Source organism: Nocardioides sp. SRI_004 (assembly GCF_057586415.1).
The window spans coordinates 21,756-38,036 of record NZ_JBYCZV010000017.1 but is presented as its reverse complement, the minus strand read 5'-3'; the positions used below and the strand labels follow the sequence as shown (position 1 = coordinate 38,036).

At 72.7% G+C, this 16,281-nt stretch carries 14 protein-coding genes and 1 riboswitch; of the genes, 10 read left to right on the top strand and 4 right to left on the bottom strand.

All coding sequences use genetic code 11. The annotated features are described in order from the left end of the window. Window positions 1-30: 30 nt before the first annotated feature. From gatC to gatB, 3 genes are read left to right on the top strand one after another with little or no spacing between them, the layout of a single operon-like run. A complete protein-coding gene (gene gatC / locus AC2YHB_RS20635; protein WP_036541416.1) occupies window positions 31-330 on the top strand; it encodes an Asp-tRNA(Asn)/Glu-tRNA(Gln) amidotransferase subunit GatC in 300 nt (99 codons plus the stop codon). Then, complete coding sequence (gene gatA, locus AC2YHB_RS20630) at window positions 327-1,853, top strand: Asp-tRNA(Asn)/Glu-tRNA(Gln) amidotransferase subunit GatA (RefSeq protein ID WP_036541420.1); 1,527 nt, start codon at window positions 327-329, stop codon at window positions 1,851-1,853. The genes gatC and gatA overlap by 4 nt, the downstream gene beginning before the upstream one ends. After that, window positions 1,850-3,343, top strand: a complete 1,494-nt coding sequence (gene gatB / locus AC2YHB_RS20625) for an Asp-tRNA(Asn)/Glu-tRNA(Gln) amidotransferase subunit GatB (protein ID WP_179647676.1) — start codon at window positions 1,850-1,852, stop codon at window positions 3,341-3,343. The genes gatA and gatB overlap by 4 nt, the downstream gene beginning before the upstream one ends. On the opposite strand, the gene AC2YHB_RS20620 is transcribed toward gatB, so the two are convergent. Both AC2YHB_RS20620 and AC2YHB_RS20615 read right to left on the bottom strand, forming a co-directional pair. Beyond that, window positions 3,321-4,442 (bottom strand): hypothetical protein, encoded by a 1,122-nt coding sequence (locus AC2YHB_RS20620; protein WP_487354543.1) that lies wholly within the window; start codon window positions 4,440-4,442, stop codon window positions 3,321-3,323. The genes gatB and AC2YHB_RS20620 overlap by 23 nt on opposite strands. A gap of 37 nt (window positions 4,443-4,479) precedes the next feature. Beyond that, complete coding sequence (locus AC2YHB_RS20615; RefSeq protein ID WP_179647674.1) at window positions 4,480-5,064, bottom strand: SH3 domain-containing protein; 585 nt, start codon at window positions 5,062-5,064, stop codon at window positions 4,480-4,482. 446 nt (window positions 5,065-5,510) lie between these two features. Between AC2YHB_RS20615 and AC2YHB_RS20610 the strand changes: the two genes are divergently transcribed. The 7 genes from AC2YHB_RS20610 (at window position 5,511) to AC2YHB_RS20580 (ending at window position 14,123) form a co-directional block, all read left to right on the top strand. After that, the gene (locus AC2YHB_RS20610) at window positions 5,511-6,803 is read left to right on the top strand and encodes an HNH endonuclease signature motif containing protein (RefSeq protein ID WP_179647673.1); all 1,293 of its coding nucleotides are present in this window, start codon (window positions 5,511-5,513) and stop codon (window positions 6,801-6,803) included. Window positions 6,804-6,891: 88 nt separating this feature from the next. Next, window positions 6,892-7,017, top strand: a riboswitch (cobalamin riboswitch). Between the two features lie 73 nt (window positions 7,018-7,090). Next, on the top strand, window positions 7,091-8,665 hold the full coding sequence (locus AC2YHB_RS20605) for a prenyltransferase/squalene oxidase repeat-containing protein (protein WP_179647672.1): 1,575 nt from the start codon (window positions 7,091-7,093) through the stop codon (window positions 8,663-8,665). 39 nt (window positions 8,666-8,704) lie between these two features. After that, window positions 8,705-9,544: an ICP22 family protein gene (locus tag AC2YHB_RS20600; RefSeq protein WP_179647671.1), complete on the top strand. Its 840-nt coding sequence runs from the start codon at window positions 8,705-8,707 to the stop codon at window positions 9,542-9,544. Window positions 9,545-9,563: 19 nt separating this feature from the next. Continuing rightward, window positions 9,564-10,661 carry a CbiQ family ECF transporter T component gene (locus tag AC2YHB_RS20595; RefSeq protein ID WP_487354542.1) on the top strand — a complete coding sequence of 366 codons (1,098 nt, stop codon included), beginning with the start codon at window positions 9,564-9,566 and terminating at the stop codon, window positions 10,659-10,661. Then, the gene (locus tag AC2YHB_RS20590) at window positions 10,658-12,295 is read left to right on the top strand and encodes an ABC transporter ATP-binding protein (protein ID WP_487354541.1); all 1,638 of its coding nucleotides are present in this window, start codon (window positions 10,658-10,660) and stop codon (window positions 12,293-12,295) included. Before AC2YHB_RS20595 ends, AC2YHB_RS20590 begins: the two co-directional genes overlap by 4 nt. After that, a complete protein-coding gene (locus AC2YHB_RS20585; protein ID WP_487354540.1) occupies window positions 12,292-13,131 on the top strand; it encodes an ECF transporter S component in 840 nt (279 codons plus the stop codon). Before AC2YHB_RS20590 ends, AC2YHB_RS20585 begins: the two co-directional genes overlap by 4 nt. Before the next feature lie 65 nt (window positions 13,132-13,196). After that, window positions 13,197-14,123, top strand: coding sequence for a hypothetical protein (locus AC2YHB_RS20580; RefSeq protein ID WP_487354539.1), 927 nt, complete (start codon window positions 13,197-13,199; stop codon window positions 14,121-14,123). A gap of 34 nt (window positions 14,124-14,157) precedes the next feature. Here the strand turns inward: AC2YHB_RS20580 and AC2YHB_RS20575 are convergent, their stop codons facing one another. Together AC2YHB_RS20575 and AC2YHB_RS20570 are read right to left on the bottom strand one after the other, a co-directional pair. Continuing rightward, window positions 14,158-15,324, bottom strand: coding sequence for a PQQ-dependent sugar dehydrogenase (locus AC2YHB_RS20575; RefSeq protein WP_487354538.1), 1,167 nt, complete (start codon window positions 15,322-15,324; stop codon window positions 14,158-14,160). Further along, complete coding sequence (locus tag AC2YHB_RS20570; RefSeq protein ID WP_487354537.1) at window positions 15,321-16,274, bottom strand: alpha/beta fold hydrolase; 954 nt, start codon at window positions 16,272-16,274, stop codon at window positions 15,321-15,323. The genes AC2YHB_RS20575 and AC2YHB_RS20570 overlap by 4 nt, the downstream gene beginning before the upstream one ends. Between the last annotated feature and the right edge of the window lie 7 nt (window positions 16,275-16,281).

Here is a 16,281-nt window from a genome sequence, read left to right as displayed (position 1 = left end):
GGGACTGCTCTCCGCCCTAGAATCGCGGGCATGTCCCAACTGTCCCGCGACGAGGTGGCCCACCTGGCCGACCTCGCCCGGATCGACCTCGACGACGCCGAGCTGGACCACCTGGCCCCCCAGCTCAACGTGATCCTCGAGGCGGTCGCGTCCATCAGTGGTGTGGCTGGCGACGACGTGCCGCCGACCTCGCACCCGGTCCCGCTCACCAACGTCTTCCGTGAGGACGTGGTGGTGCCGGGCCTGACCGCCGAGCAGGCGCTCTCCGGCGCGCCCGAGGCCGAGGAGCAGCGCTTCCGGGTGCCGCGGATCCTGGGGGACGAGCAGTGAGCGAGCTGATCCGCAAGACCGCCGCCGAGCTGGCCGACGCCCTGGCCGCCGGCGAGACCACGTCCGTCGAGCTGACCCAGGTCCACCTCGACCGGATCGCCGCGGTCGACGGCGACGCCGAGGCCGGCGTGCACGCCTTCCTCCACGTCGACGCCGAGGGCGCCCTCGTGCAGGCCGCCGAGTCCGACGCCCGCCGCGCCGCCGGCGAGACCCGTCACCTGCTCGACGGCGTCCCGATCGCCGTCAAGGACGTGCTGACCACGCAGGGCCTGCCCACGACGTGCGGCTCGAAGATCCTCGAGGGCTGGGTGCCGCCGTACGACGCCACCGTGGTCCGCAAGATCAAGGCCGCAGGCCTGCCGATCCTCGGCAAGACCAACATGGACGAGTTCGCCATGGGCTCCTCGACCGAGCACTCGGCGTACGGCCCGACCCGCAACCCGTGGGACCAGACCCGCATCCCGGGCGGCTCCGGCGGCGGCTCGGCCGCGGCCGTGGCGGCCTTCGAGGCCCCGCTGGCCCTCGGCACCGACACCGGCGGCTCGATCCGCCAGCCGGGCGCCGTCACCGGCACCGTCGGCGTGAAGCCGACCTACGGCGGGGTGTCGCGATACGGCCTGGTCGCGCTCGCCAACAGCCTCGACCAGGTCGGCCCGGTCACCCGGACCGTCCTCGACTCCGCGCTGCTGCACGAGCTGATCGGTGGGCACGACCCGCTCGACTCGACGTCGGTCGACGTCCCCGTCGGCGCCTACGTCGAGGCGGCGCGCCAGGGTGCGACCGGCGACCTCTCCGGCCTGCGCGTCGGCGTGATCAAGGAGCTCGCCGGCGACGGCTGGCAGCCCGGCGTCATGCAGCGATTCGCCGAGACGGTCGACCTGCTGAAGGAGCTCGGCGCCGAGGTCACCGAGGTGTCCTGCCCGACCTTCGTGCACGCGATGGCGACCTACTACCTCATCCTGCCGGCCGAGTGCTCCTCCAACCTCGCCAAGTTCGACGCCATGCGCTACGGCCTGCGCGTCGTACCGGATGGCGACCCGAGCGCCGAGGCGGTCATGAAGGCGACCCGCGACGCCGGCTTCGGCGACGAGGTCAAGCGCCGCATCATGATCGGCACCTACGCCCTCTCGAGCGGCTACTACGACGCCTACTACGGGACGGCGCAGAAGGTGCGCACGCTGATCTCGCGCGACTTCGCCGCGGCGTTCGAGTCGGTCGACGTCCTCGTGTCGCCGACCTCCCCGACCACGGCGTTCCCGCTGGGGGAGAAGCTCGACGACCCGCTGGCGATGTACCTGCAGGACCTCGCCACCATCCCGGCCAACCTCGCCGGCGTCCCCGGCATCTCGGTGCCCGCCGGCCTCGCCGAGGAGGACGGCCTCCCGGTCGGCTTCCAGGTGCTCGCCCCGGCGCTCGCCGACGACCGGCTCTACCGGGTCGGCGCGGCCGTCGAGGCGGCGCTGACGTCCCGCTGGGGCGGTCCGATCCTTGCGAAGGCTCCGACCCTGGAGGGTGGACGATGAGCGACACGCTGGTCCCGTTCGACGAGGTCGTCGCGAAGTACGACCCGGCCCTGGGCCTCGAGGTCCACGTCGAGCTCAACACGAACACGAAGATGTTCTGCGGCTGCCCGACGGAGTTCGGCGCCGACCCGAACACCCAGGTCTGCCCGACCTGCCTGGGCCTGCCCGGCGCGATGCCCGTCGTCAACGGCAAGGCCGTCGAGGGCGCCATCCGGATCGGCCTGGCGCTGAACTGCTCGATCGCCGAGTGGTGCCGCTTCGCCCGGAAGAACTACTTCTACCCGGACATGCCGAAGAACTTCCAGACGTCGCAGTACGACGAGCCGATCGCCTTCGACGGCTGGCTGGACGTGGACGTGGACGGTGAGACCTTCCGGGTCGAGATCGAGCGTGCCCACATGGAGGAGGACACCGGCAAGTCCACCCACGTCGGTGGCGCCACCGGCCGGATCCACGGCGCCGACTACTCGCTGGTCGACTACAACCGGGCCGGCATCCCCCTCATCGAGATCGTGACCCGCCCGATCCTCGTGCCCGCCGAGAAGGCGCCGGCCGTGGCCCGGGCCTATGTGGCCCAGCTGCGGGACCTGATCGTGGCCCTCGGCGTCTCGGACGCCCGGATGGACCAGGGCTCGATCCGCGCCGACGTGAACCTCTCGCTGGCGCCCAAGGGCTCCACGACGCTCGGGACCCGCTCGGAGACCAAGAACGTCAACTCGCTGCGCTCGGTCGAGCGTGCGGTCCGCTACGAGATGTCGCGCCACGCGGGCATCCTCGACGCGGGCGGCAAGGTCCTCCAGGAGACCCGGCACTTCCACGAGGACGACGGCTCCACCTCGTCGGGCCGCGAGAAGTCCGACGCCGAGGACTACCGGTACTTCCCCGAGCCGGACCTCGTCCCCGTCGCGCCGTCGCGCGAGTGGGTCGAGGAGCTGCGCGCCACCCTGCCGGAGAACCCGACCCAGAAGCGGGCGCGCCTGCAGGAGGAGTACGGCTTCTCGGACCTGGAGATGCGCGACGTCTGGGCCTCCGGGGCGCTGCCGCTGATCGAGGCGACCGTCGCCGAGGGCACCGCCCCGCAGTCGGCCCGCAAGTGGTGGGTCGCCGACCTGCTGCGCCGCGCCAACGACGCCGGCGTCGAGCTGTCCGAGGTCGGCGTCACGCCGAAGCAGGTCGCCGAGGTGCAGGCACTGGTCGACGCAAAGACCATCAACGACAAGCTGGCGCGCCAGGTCTTCGACGGCCTGATCGCCGGTGAGGGCACCGCCGCCGAGGTCATCGAGAAGCGCGGCCTGGCGCTGGTCTCCGACGACGGCCCGCTGCTGGCCGCCATCGACGAGGCCCTCGCCGCGCAACCCGACATCGCCGACAAGATCCGGGGCGGCAACCACGCCGCCGCGGGCGCGGTCATCGGCGCGGTCATGAAGGCGACTCGCGGGCAGGCCGACGCCGCCCGCGTGCGCGAGCTCATCCTCGAGAAGCTGTCCTGACGTCCTCGCCCTCGACCTCGAGGGCGCGCACCTCGCCCGTGGCGGCGTCCACCCGGACCCGCCACGTGGTGGGGACGTCGGGCCGGTCGTCGCGGAACTGCGCCGGGTAGGTCGCCCGGACCTCGATCCAGCGGTGCCGGCCGGCGCCGCCGGCGCTCCAGACGGTGTCGTACGACGACAGCTGCCCCTCCGGCGGCTCCTGGCCGGTCGCAGCGCTGGCCGCGACCTCGACGGCCTCGGCGGCCCGCCACGCCTCGACGGGCGTCGGCCGGTGCGGAGCCGGGGCCAGGCGGACCCGGTGGAACCAGCCGATGCCGATCCCGTCGGCGGGCGCCGCCGCGCAGCCGGAGGGGGCGTCACGCAGGACCGGCCGGACGTCGACCGCCAGGCCCGCCCAGACCAGGCCCTCGCGCCCCTCGTGCGTGGCGATCTCCTGCAGGGTGGCGACGTCGCGGCCCCGGGCGAGGACGCACGGCTGCCCGGTCGCGGTCCAGCCCTGCGCGAGCCGGGCCAGTGGGGTGAGCGGCCACGCCCGGCCCGGTTCGGTGACGGGGGAGAGGACGACGGTGACGGTGGACGGGCGGTAGGCGGCGGGAGTCGCGGCCGCGGCCAGGTCGTCCAGGGTCTCCAGCGCCGCGGCGAGGCGGTCCCAGTCCGGGTCGTCGACCTCGTCGTCGTGCCCGAAGCCGTAGACGCTGATCGACGCCGGACGCTCGCCGAGCGTCGAGAGGACCGACGTCGTCGGCTGGTCCGTCCAGTCGCTCTCCGCGTAGTCGGCCTGCCGCATCGACACCGGCGCGAAGGCCTCGCGCACCTGGGCCAGGCCGTCCCCGGACAGGGTGGCGGTGGCGACGCCGAGGCCGTCGTCCGTGCGGAGGAAGACCGTGCCGTCCGCGCGGACCTCGACGTCGGGGACTCCCGGGGCGGGGGAGCCCTCGCCGCCGGTGGAGCTGACGGAGACGAGGACGTCGGGGGCGTGGCTCGCGATGGTGGCCGGCGTTGCCGTCGTACCGGTGGGGGCGGGGGCTCCGTCGTCGGCGCAGCCGGTGAGGGCGGCGAGCAGCAGGGTCCCGAGAGCCGCGGCGGCGTGTCGTCGCATGGTGGTCCGACGCGCCGCCGCGCCCACGGGTTCCCGGTCAGCCGACGAGGCGCAGGTTGGTCACCGAGATCCAGCCCCGGTTGCCGCTCGCCGTGGCGACGGCCACCCACGTGCGGTTGCCGTCGACGGCCTGCCCGGTGCGGGTGATCCAGCGCGTGTTCAGCTCCGTGCCGCGCGCCAGCGAGCCGATCGCGCGGTCCAGCGTGCTCGGCCCCTGGCGGATGTTCGTGCCCACCTTGACCTCGTAGGCCCAGTCACCGGCCGTGCAACCGAGCGGCGCGGCACCGACATTGCGCACGTAGCGCGCCGACACCCAGGCGTTGCGCCCGTGGATCTTGTACCAGCGCTGGTTCCGGTCGACGACGGTCCCGTTGAGCTGGCAGTCGAGGACCAGCACGGCGCCTCGCCGGATGGCGGTGCCCGAGCGCGGGACGTGCGTGCTGGGCGCCACGCGCTGGGTGAGCCCGGTCGCCGAGGTCACGACGCCCGTGTACGTCGGCGCCGCGGCGTGCGTGGTGACGTCGGCCAGCGCCGGCCCGGCCGGTGCGGCCAAGCCGAGGGCGGTGCCGGCTGCGACGAGCAGCCCGGCGAGTGTGGAGCGGGTGAGGGTGAGGCGCTTCATGGTTCGACCTTTCCGAGAAGGAGTGCTGCTGGAGGAGACGCCGGCTCCGCCCGGAAAGTTGCGAGACGCCTCCGGTGGTCGAGGAGGTCGCGCAGCGACCTCGGTGGTCGAGGAGGTCGCGCAGCGACCGTCTCGAGACCCCTGGCTCCGGTGCACCCGCTGTGCCCCCTCCGCTGGTTGAGGTGCGAGGCGCGCCAGCGCCGAGCCTCGAAACCTCTTGCTCCGGTGCACCTGCTGTGCCCTGCGGTATGCCTGTGGTCGGGTCTTCAAGCGCAGCGACGAGGAGGCTGGGCGCGGGGCTCGGTTGCGCGGTCGGGTGCGGTCCGGCGGCCTCGTGTTCGCTCGTTGCGCCACTTGTTCTGCACACCCCGTCGAGGGACTTTCCCCTGTCCACAGGCGGGTTTCCGTCGCTTCGTTGTGTCGGAGGTCGATGGGAGAATCCAGTCATGGATCTCGGAATCAGCGGCACCGCGACAGCTGTCTCGACAGCGTCGCTGCTGTCCGAGATCCGTGACGGTGTCGACCTCCGCGACGCCCTCATCGTCCGCGAGTGGCAGGCCATCACGTCGTGGGCCGAGGCCAACATCGTCGACAGTCCCGAGGGCGCCGCGACCCTGACGGAGGGCTACCTCGACACGGGTGTCCCGATCGCCGGCCCGGGTGCCCCGCTCGTGTCGGAGTTCCAGCTGATGGAGCTGATCGCGGTGCTTGGCAGGTCGCCGGATGGTGGGCGGTCGTATGTGGGTCAGGTGATCGAGTGCGCCTGGCGCCTCCCCCTCTTGTACGCCGCGGTGGTGGACGGCCGGGTTGCGCCGTGGCGGGCCCAGCGCATCGCTGACCTGACGAGGTCGCTGCCGGCAGAAGCAGCGGAGTTCGTGGACCGGCACCTCAACGCCGCCGTCGGCGGCGTCGGCTGGGCCCAGCTCGAACGCCTCGTGACCGAGGCGATCCTCCGGTTCGACCCCGAACGCGCCGAGGCCGAACGCCAGGCCGCGAACGAGCACCGTCACTGCAACATCACCGACACCGATGAGCACGGCGGCGTGCACCTCGACGCCTACCTCGATGCGGCCGACGGCCACGACTTCAACCAAGCCGTCGCCCGCGAAGCAGCACTGCGAGGCCAGCTCGGCGACACCGACTCCCTCGACGTCCGGCGGGCGAAGGCCGTGGGTGCGATCGCCCGCCGTGACCTCGCCCTCGACCTGCTGATCGCCGACGAGACGACTGGCGAGGTCATCGCCCAAGCTCCCGGCCGGCGGGTGGAGCTGAACGTCCACATCACCGACACCGCCTTCACCGGCGACAACAACGTCGGGCGGTGTGAGGAGACCAGGTCACCCGTCCACGTCACCCAGGTCAAGGAGTGGCTGCAGGTCCCGGGCACGACCGTCATCGTGCGACCGGTCATCAACCTGGCCGACTGCGTTCCGGTCGACTCCTACGAGATCCCCGACCGCCACCAGCGACGAGTCCGGCTCCGCGACCACACCTGCCGGTTCCCGAACTGTCCCCAACAGGCGGTCCGCTGCGACCTCGACCACGCCAAGCCCCACGGCGGGGGCGGCAAGACCTGCCCGTGCAACCTCGTCCCACTCTGCCGCAGGCACCACCGCGCCAAGACCCACAGCCAATGGCGCTACCTCGTCATCGCGCCGGGCCACTACCTGTGGACCAGCCCCCACGGCCACCACTTCCACGTCGGCCCCGCCGGCACAACACCACTCGACGGCTACTGACCACCAAGCCCCACACCCCGCCCTCCGGCGGGGCCAGCGGCATGTCCGGAGGTTCGTCGAGGCGGCCGATCGGTCGCAGAGAGGTATCCTGCGGTCGATAGTTCACAGTCCACGTCCGTGGTGGGGGAAGCCGGTCGAAGTCCGGCGCTGACCCGCAACCGTAGGCCGCCTCGGGGTGGCGAGCCGGAGCACCTGCTGCGCACGTCCTGACACGAATCGCTGTCGTGGAGAGCAGCGGGATGTCGGCTCGACCGCCTCCCGCCTGCGTGCAGCGGGAAGGAAACAGCATGCTCGCGAGCACCGGAAGTCGCGTCGGCGGCGCATTCGCCGTCAGCGTCCTGGCCGCGTCGTCATTCCTCATCGCCCCGCAGGCGCACGCAGCCACGGCGGCCCCGGTCGGCGACGGCGCTACGTGGCTGATCAGCCAGCTGACCAGCGGCATCGTGCACAACGATCAGTACGACAGTCAGGACTACAGCACGAGCATTGACATCGCGCTTGCCCTGGCGGTCGTCGGCGACCACGACGCGGACGTCGCCGCCATCAGGGATGCGGTCGCCGGCGAGATCGAGGGCTACATCACGGGTGATGCCTTCGGTGACACGGGAAGCACCTATGCCGGACCGGTCGCCAAGAGCGCCTACTTCGCGCAGACCACCGGCGGCGATGCGACGAGCTTCGGCGGCGTCAACCTGATCACGCGCCTCGAGACGCAGGTCGACGACACGACCGGCGCGGCCAATGACACATCGACCTTTGGCAACTACGCCAACACGATCTCCCAGACCTTCGCCGCCAAGACGCTCGCTACGGCCAGCAGCCCCGAGGCAGAGAAGGCAACCGATTGGCTGCTGGCTCACCAGTGCGAGGGCGGTGGGTTCGCACTCGACATCGGGCAGGAAGAGGGAAGCTGCCCGGGCAATGATGCGGCCGACCCCGATGTCACGTCCTTCTTCCTCATCGTCTTCGGCGAGGACGTCGCGAACGCCACTCCGCGGGTCGCACGTGCTGTCGGCAAGGCGGAGGCATGGCTTCTGTCGCGCCAGAAGACGGACGGCTCGTTCAACGGCGGTGCCTCGACCGCTTCTTCCAACACCAACAGCACCGGCCTTGCCGGATGGGCGCTCGGCGAGCTAGGTGACGTCGACGCTGCGACCAACGCCGCGATCTGGCTGCGCCGCCACCAGGTGCAGACGGTGACGGGATGCACGGACCAGCTCGCGACCCAGGTTGGTGCGATCGCCTACGACGACGCCGCGCTGGCGGGCGGGCGGACGGCTGGTATCCCCATCGATAAGCAGTACCAGTGGCGACTCGGGTCGGCCCAGGCCCTCCCGGCCCTCACGTGGGCGCCGACGTCCGCCAGCACCCCGACCCTCACTGGTCCGACGACGTACGTCCAGACCGGCGGCCGCGCCACCGTCAAGGCAACGGGCCTGACTCCCGGTTCCTGGGTGTGCGCCGGCACTGTCCCGGGCTCGGCCGGCCTCGCCGGCACGGCTTCGATCAGCGCCAAGGTGCCGACCGGAGCGACCGGCACCAAGACGATCACCCTGACGGTCGCCGACGGGACGTCCGCGACCACCACGGTGAAGGCCCTCGCCGCCAAGACGCTCAGCCCGACGGTGACCCGCACGGTCGTGCCTCGCGGTGGGACGCAGACGGTCCGGGTCACCGGTCTCGCCGCCAACGAGCCAGTAAAGGTCATCTACGGCGGCAAGGTGATCAAGACCGGCAAGGCCACGTCGACCGGAACCTACGGTTACGCCTTCCCCCTCGGTCGGACGACGGGCCTGAAGTCGGTCCGGGTCCAGGGCGCCTTCGCCAACCGCGTGGGTACCAAGTCCTTCCGGGTGAGTTGAGTGCTCCTCCGCCGACTCGTTATTGGGATCGGCCCGGCCGTGGCGCTCGTCGCCGCGACCGGGCTGTTCGGCGCGTCCGCGGAGGCGAGGGCAGCTGCGGGCTGCGGCGGCACGGCGGGCACCGTCGTGTTCGTTGACTTCAACGAGCTCGTCGGCGGGAGTGACGACCTCCGTAAGGGATGCGCAGCGAGCGCCAGCACGGCAGCGGAGGCGTTCCAGCAGGCGGGCTTCCGGTTGGCGTACAGCCCGGCGCCGGGCATGCAGGGCTATGTCTGCACCGTCAACGAGAAGCCTGCCGATCGCGACTGCACGGGAGCCGACGCCTACTGGAGCCTGTGGTGGGCCGACGGCCAGGGTGGGCCGTGGAAGTACTCGACCCTCGGGGTCGACTCGCTTGACGCCCCGGCGGGCGGGTATGTCGCCTTCTCATGGCACGAGGGCTCTGGCACGCAGGGCACCCCGCCGGGTGTACGACCTGATCCCCGCACGTCCACGCCGACCACCAGCCCGACCAAGGACTCCGGCAGCACCGGCGGCAGCACCGGCGGCAAGGGCGACAAGGGCGACAAGGCTGGCGACAAGGGTGGCGACGAGGACACCCCGACCGACCCGAGCACCAGCGCCACCCCGTCAGGGACCCCCTCGGCCGGCGCGAGCCCGACCGGCAAGTCGAGCGGGACGGCGACGGCGAGTCCGACCGACGCGTCCAGCAGCGCCGTGCCGGGCGCCGAGGACATCACGGCGGGCCCGGAGACCGACGACGTCGCGCACACCGACGACGAGTCGGGTCCGTTCCCCACCTGGGCCCTGGTCGGCCTGGGTGTCGGCGTGCTCGGTGCGGCGGGCGCCGTACCCCTCATCCGGCGCCGGCTCGGCTGAGCCACCGGCGGGCGAGCAGATGAGGATCGCGCGGGACCTGCACCCCGTCGCCTGGTGGGTCTGGGCCCTCGGGCTGGCGGTGGGGACGTCGTTCACGACGAACCCGTTCCTGCTCGGGCTCCTGCTCGGCGCGATCACGCTCACCGTGCTCACCTGCCGCTCGGACCAGCCGTGGGCGCGGTCGTTCCGGCTCTACGTGTGGCTCGGGGTGGTCGTGGTGGTCGTGCGGGTGCTCTTCCGCATCCTGCTCGGCGGCAACGCGCCGGGCCACGTGCTGTTCACGCTGCCGAGCGTCCCGCTGCCCGACGTCGCGGCGGGCATCGACCTGCTCGGGCCGTTCACGCGCGAGGAGCTGCTCGCGTCGACGTACGAGGGCATGCGCCTGGCGACCCTGCTGATCGCCGTCGGCGCCGCCAACGCGCTGGCCAACCCGAAGCGGCTGATGAAGTCGCTGCCGCCGGCGCTCTACGAGATCGGGACCGCGATGACGGTGGCGATCAACGTGCTGCCGCAGCTCGCGGACAGCGCCGCTCGGGTGCGGGCCGCCCAGCAGCTGCGCGGTGGCCCGGAGGGACGGTTCCGCCGGGTGCGGGGTGTACGACGCCTGCTCGTCCCCGTCCTGGAGGACGCCTTCGAGCGCTCGCTCGCCCTGGCGGCCGGCATGGACGCGCGCGGCTACGGTCGCAGCGGCGCGGCGACGCTCGGCCAGCGCCGGACCACCGGCACCCTGATGGTCGCCGGGCTGCTCGGCGTCGTGGTGGGCGTCTACGCGATGCTCGACTCGACGGCGCCGCGGCTGCTCGCGCTGCCGATGCTGGCCCTCGGCACCGCCCTGGCGCTCGCGGGCTTCGTCTCGGCCGGCCGGCGCGTGGAGCGGACCCGCTACCGCCCCGACCGCTGGCGCGCGGCCGAGGTCGTCGTCGCCCTGTCCGGCGTCGCGACCGGCGCCGGCCTGTGGGCGCTCGCCGAGTGGGACGTCGCGGTCGCCCACCCGGGGGTCCTCGCCGTCCCCGTCGTCACCCTGCCCGCTCTCGCCGCGGTGCTGGTCGCGGTGGTGCCGGTGTGGACCGCGCCGCCGCCGCTGACGGCCCGCAGCCGGGAGGTCGTGGCCTCATGATGGAGCTGCGCGACCTCCGCCTCGTGTACGACGACCGGGCGCACCCCGTGCTCGACGGGGTCGACCTGACGATCGAGTCCGGCGAGCTGGTCGTCCTCGCCGGTCCCACCGGTGTCGGCAAGTCCTCCCTGCTCGGGGTGGTGGCCGGCCTCGTGCCGGCCTTCACCGGGGGGACGCTGACCGGCGACGTGCTGCTCGACGGCACCAGCGTGATCGACCTTCCGTCGCGCGAGCGCGCCCACACGATCGGCTTCGTCGGGCAGAACCCGCCGGCCTGGTTCGTCACCGACACGGTCGAGGAGGAGCTGGCCTTCGGCATGGAGCAACTGGGCCTGGCGCCCGCGACCATGCGCCGCCGGGTGGAGGAGACCCTCGACCTGCTGGGCATCGCCGACCTGCGTCACCGTGACCTGCGCACACTGTCCGGCGGCCAGCAGCAGCGGGTCGCGATCGGCTCCGTGCTCACCACCCACCCGCGGCTGCTCGTGCTCGACGAGCCCACGTCGGCGCTGGACCCGACGGCCGCCGAGGACGTCCTGGCCACGCTGACCCGGCTGGTCCACGACCTCGACGTGTCGGTCCTGCTGGCCGAGCACCGGCTCGAGCGGGTGGTGCCCTTCGCCGACCGGCTCTGCGTGCTCGGCGCCGACGCCGACCGGCCGGGCAGTGTCCGGATCGGCGCGCCCGCCGAGGTCCTGCGCGACGCTCCGACGGCACCGCCCCTGGTCGAGCTCGGCCGCCTGGCCGGCTGGGACCCGTTGCCGCTCGCGGTCCGCGACGCGCGGCGCCGGGCGCCGGCGCTGCTGGAGCGGCTGCCGGCCGCCCCGGTCCGGCCCGTGCCGGCCGCGACCGAGCCCGTGGTCGACGTACGACGTCTCGTGGTGAGCCACGGCCGCACGCCCGTGCTGCGCGAGGTGGACCTGAGCCTGCGGCCCGGTGTGGTGACCGCGCTCATGGGCCGCAACGGCGCCGGCAAGTCCACGCTGCTCTGGACCCTGCAGGGGCGCCACACGGCGGCGAGTGGCACGGTGCGCGTGGCCGGCGCCGACCCGGCGCAGCTCAGGGCGGAGCAGCGCCGCGCGACGACCGGACTGGTGCCGCAGAGCCCCGCCGACCTGCTCTACCTGGAGACCGTCGCCGAGGAGTGCGCCGCCGCGGACTCCTCGGCCCACGCGGCGGCCGGCACCTGTGCCGGTCTGCTCGAGCGCCTCGCCCCGGGCATCGATGCTGCGCAGCACCCCCGCGACCTGTCAGAGGGCCAGCGGCTGGCGCTGGCCGTCGCGATCGTGCTCACCGCGCGGCCGCCGGTGCTGCTCCTCGACGAGCCGACCCGCGGCCTGGACTACCCGGCCAAGCACGCCCTGGCCGAGGTGGTGCGCGAGCTCGCCGCCGAGCCGGGCGCGCAGCGGGCGGTGCTGGTGGCGACCCACGATGTGGAGTTCGTGGCGCAGGTCGCCGACGAGCTCGTCGTCCTCGCCGACGGGGAGGTGGTCTCCCACGGCCCGGTCGCGGAGACCGTCGCCGAGTCGCCCGCCTTCGCGCCCCAGGTGGCGAAGGTGCTCGGGCACGGCTGGCTCACCGTCGCCGAGGTCGCCGCCGCCCTGCAGCCCGCCACCGAGCAGGAGGCGCCGTGAACGGCGTCGCAGTCCCGCTCGCCGGCCGCTCCCGGCTGGTCCTCGCCCTCACGTCGGTGATCGGGCTGCTGATGCTCGCGTGGCCGCTGCTCCTCGACGTCGACCCGAGCGCCGAGCGGGTCGACCCGCCGTTCCTGTTCCTCGCGCTGCTGCCGCTGATCCTCGCCGTCGTCGCGGCGGAGGTCAGCGAGGGCGGCATGGACGCGCGCGTGCTCGCCCTGCTCGGGGTCCTGTCCGCGGTCAACGCCGTGCTCCGCGTCGTCAGCGCCGGAACGGCGGGCCTGGAGCTCGTCTTCTTCCTGCTGATCCTCGGCGGCCGGGTGTTCGGCGCCGGCTTCGGCTTCGTGCTGGGCTGCACGTCGCTCTTCGCCTCCGCCCTGATGACCGCGGGCGTCGGGCCGTGGCTGCCCTTCCAGATGCTCGTCGCGGCCTGGGTCGGCATGGGTGCCGGCCTGCTGCCGCGCCGCGTCACCGGCCGCGCGGAGATCGCGATGCTCGTCGCCTACGGCGTGTTGTCGGCGTACCTCTACGGGCTGTTGATGAACCTGCAGGGCTGGCCGTTCATCGCCGGCGTGCAGGTGCCCGGCCAGGACTCCACGGAGCTGTCCTACGTGCCCGGCGCACCCGTCCTCGAGAACCTGCACCACTTCCTCGTCTACACGCTGCTGACGTCGACCGGCGGCTGGGACACCGGGCGGGCGATCATGAACGCGCTCGCCATCGCGCTGCTCGGCCCCGCGGTGCTGACCACCCTGCGCCGGGCCGCGCGCAAGGCACGGATCACACGGGGCGAAGTGGTCACTTCGGGCCATGTCGGGGAGGGCCCGCGGCACTAGCGTCGCGAGCGTCAGCGGGTCGTCATGGGGGTGACCCGCAACCCGAGCTCCCCGGGGGTTCCACCATGCCTGTCCTGAAGAAGATCCGGAGGACGCTGGTCGTCCTCGTCACCGGGGCGGTCGCCGTGCTGGCCGCCTCCCTCGCCGTCGTACCGTCCGCCTCGGCCGCCAGCCACGACGGCAACCTCGTCGTCAAGGGACCCGGCGGCTCCGCCTACACCGACGGCTACCTCGTGAGCCAGGTCGGGAAGGAGGGCGTGACGCTCACCTACACGTTCCAGGTGCGCAACACGGGCAGCACGCTCGCCCAGTTCCGCATCCAGATCAACGACTGGACCGGCGCTCAGGCACACCTGTACGACGGGTCACTGCTCCTGAAGTCGCTGGCCAGCAGCCCGGACGGCTACTACACGAAGGCGATCCCGGAGGGTGGCAACCAGACGCTGACCATCAAGATCGCCGTCCCCGGCGGAACGGCGGCGTACGAGCACTACTCGACGGTCAACCTCTACGCGACCGACGGCACCTACCTGGACACCTTCTACCTCATCGCCGAGGAGCCGGCCTTCCTGACCGGAGCCACGTCGCACGACCTGTTCATCAAGCAGGGCAGCCAAGCCGCGGTCGGCGGTCCCGGGCGGGGCTACCAGATCGCCACCGCCCCGACGATCTCCGGCACCCAGGTCGCGACCTTCACGGCGATCCTGCAGAACTCCACGTCGAGCACGCCCGCCACCATCGGCTTCCGCATCGACGGCCCCTACGGGTGCGGGACGGTGACAGTGAAGGACGGCAGCCTCGACGTGACGGCCGCAGCACTCGCCGGGACCTACCAGTCCCCTCCACTCGCGAAGCTGGGAAAGAAGAACCTGACCGTCACCGTGAAGAACATCCCGGCGGGCTGCGCCTACGCCCAGCTGACGGGATTCTCGAAGGACGCGGGTGGGTCGTTCGGACAGCCCGGCGTGATGCACGCCAACAAGGCAGCCTGACCGCCTGACTGCTCCGCTGCGGCGACGACCGGACCTACGGCTCGACGAGCAGGATCCGGTCGTCGTCCGCGCCGGGCGTCCCGCGGCCGTCCTTGTTGCTGGTCGTCAGCCACAGGCGGCCGTCGGGGGCGCGGGCGACGGTGCGGAGGCGGCCGTACTCGCCGGCCGCCGTGCCCTCGAAGTACGCCGCCGGGTCGCTGACCTGGCCGGCGGCGACCTTGATCCGGTAGAGCCGCTCACCGCGAAGGGCGGCCATCCAGAGGTAGCCCCCGGCATAGGTGAGCCCTGAGGGGGACGCCTCGTCGGTGCGCCAGGTCAGCTGCGGCTGGGTGAACCTCTTCGGCCCGCCCGTGCCCTCGACCACGGGCCAGCCGTAGTTCTCTCCGGGCAGGATCCGGTTGAGCTCGTCGGCGCGCTTGTCGCCGAACTCCGAGGCCCACAGCGAGCCGTCGGTGTCGAAGGCGAGGCCCTCGACGTTGCGGTGGCCCCACGACCAGACGGCGGTGCCGAACGGGTTGTCCGGCGCGGGGCTGCCGTCGGTGGTGATCCGCAGGATCTTGCCGGCGAGCGACTTCTTGCTCTGCGCCAGCTTGCGGTCGCCGGTCTCGCCGGTGGAGACGTAGAGGTAGCCGTCCGGTCCGAACGCGAGGCGGCCGCCGTCGTGGTTGGAGCCGGTGGGGATGCCGGTCAGCACGGCCTCGGTCGCGCCGAGGCCCTTGCTGGTGAGCTGCGCCCGCACCACCCGGTTGTCGGTGGCGGTGCAGACGTAGAAGTACAGGAGGCTGTCGCTCTCGAAGGTGGGGGAGACGGCCACGCCGAGCAGGCCGGCCTCGCCGCCCGGGTCGGCCTCGGCGATCTCGCCGGCGGTGACGACCTCGCCCCCCTCCTTCGTGGGCTTGCCCCCGGCGACCTCGGGCGCCGTCACGACGAGCACGCGCGCGGAGTCGCGCTCGGTCACGACGGCGCGGCCGTCGGGAAGGAAGTCGATGCCCCACGGGACGGCCAGGCCGGACGCGATCGTCGCGACGACGTCGGGGACGCCGTCGACCTCGAAGGTGATCTTGCCGTCCTGCACGGTGCCGGTCGGCGCCGCCGTGGCCGTGCCGGAGACGTCGACGTCCACCTCGTTGCCGCCCTGCCCGCAGGCGGTCGCGAGCAGTGCCAGCGCCGCGAGGGAGCCGGCCAGGGCGTGGCGGGTCACGCCCGGCCCTCGCTGCCCTCGACGCCGGCGAGGAAGTCGAGCAGCAGCTGGTGGACCCGCTCGGGCTGCTCGAGCTGGACGAAGTGGGAGCCCCTGAGCTCGACGTAGTCGGTGTCGATGCCGCGGTCCGCGAGCCGCCGCGAGGCACTGGCCATGTCGCGGGCGCCCGCCAGGACGTCGTACGTCGCGGAGACGAACATCGTCGGGACGTCGATCCGGCTCAGCCGCACCCGCGCGTGGCGGGAGGTGCCGATCGCGAGCCGGGCGTACCAGTCGACGGGCGTGGTCAGGAACTCCTGCAGGCCCAGCGCGGCGGCCTCGGGGTCGGCGACCGGGAACATGAAGCCGGTGCGCCCGAGCAGCCGGACCGTGCGGAGGCCCATCGGGATGCGGCGGACGACCGGGTTGGCGACGAAGCCGGAGAACTGCGCGACCCGGCAGGCGTTGACCGTGATCGCGCGGGCCGCGAAGCGGGGCAGGTGGAAGGGCGCGAGCATGGTCGCGAAGGTGTCGCCCGGGACGCCGCACATCGCGAAGATGCCGCGGACCCGCTCCGGGTGGCGGTAGGCGAGCTCGAAGGCGGTGTTGACGCCCATCGACCAGCCCATCAGCACCGCGTGGTCGATCCCGAAGTGGTCCATGACGGACAGGCCGTCCTGCACGAAGTGCTCGATCTCCACGTGCTTGCGGTCCCGGGGGCGCTCCGAGCCGCCGACGCCCCGGTGGTTCCACGACACGATGCGGACCCCGCACGCGGGGTCGAGCAGCCACGGCCAGAGGTACGGGTTGGTGCCGAGGCCGTTGCAGAGCACCACCGTCGGGCCGTCGATGACCCCGTCGGGGTCGTTCGTCCAGGCCCGGACGTGCGTGCCGTCGTCGGACAGGATGTCGCGGAAGGCCAGGGAAGCCGACCGGACGGCCTGTTCGGGCCGGGGAGCAGGGGTCGCCATGACCGCG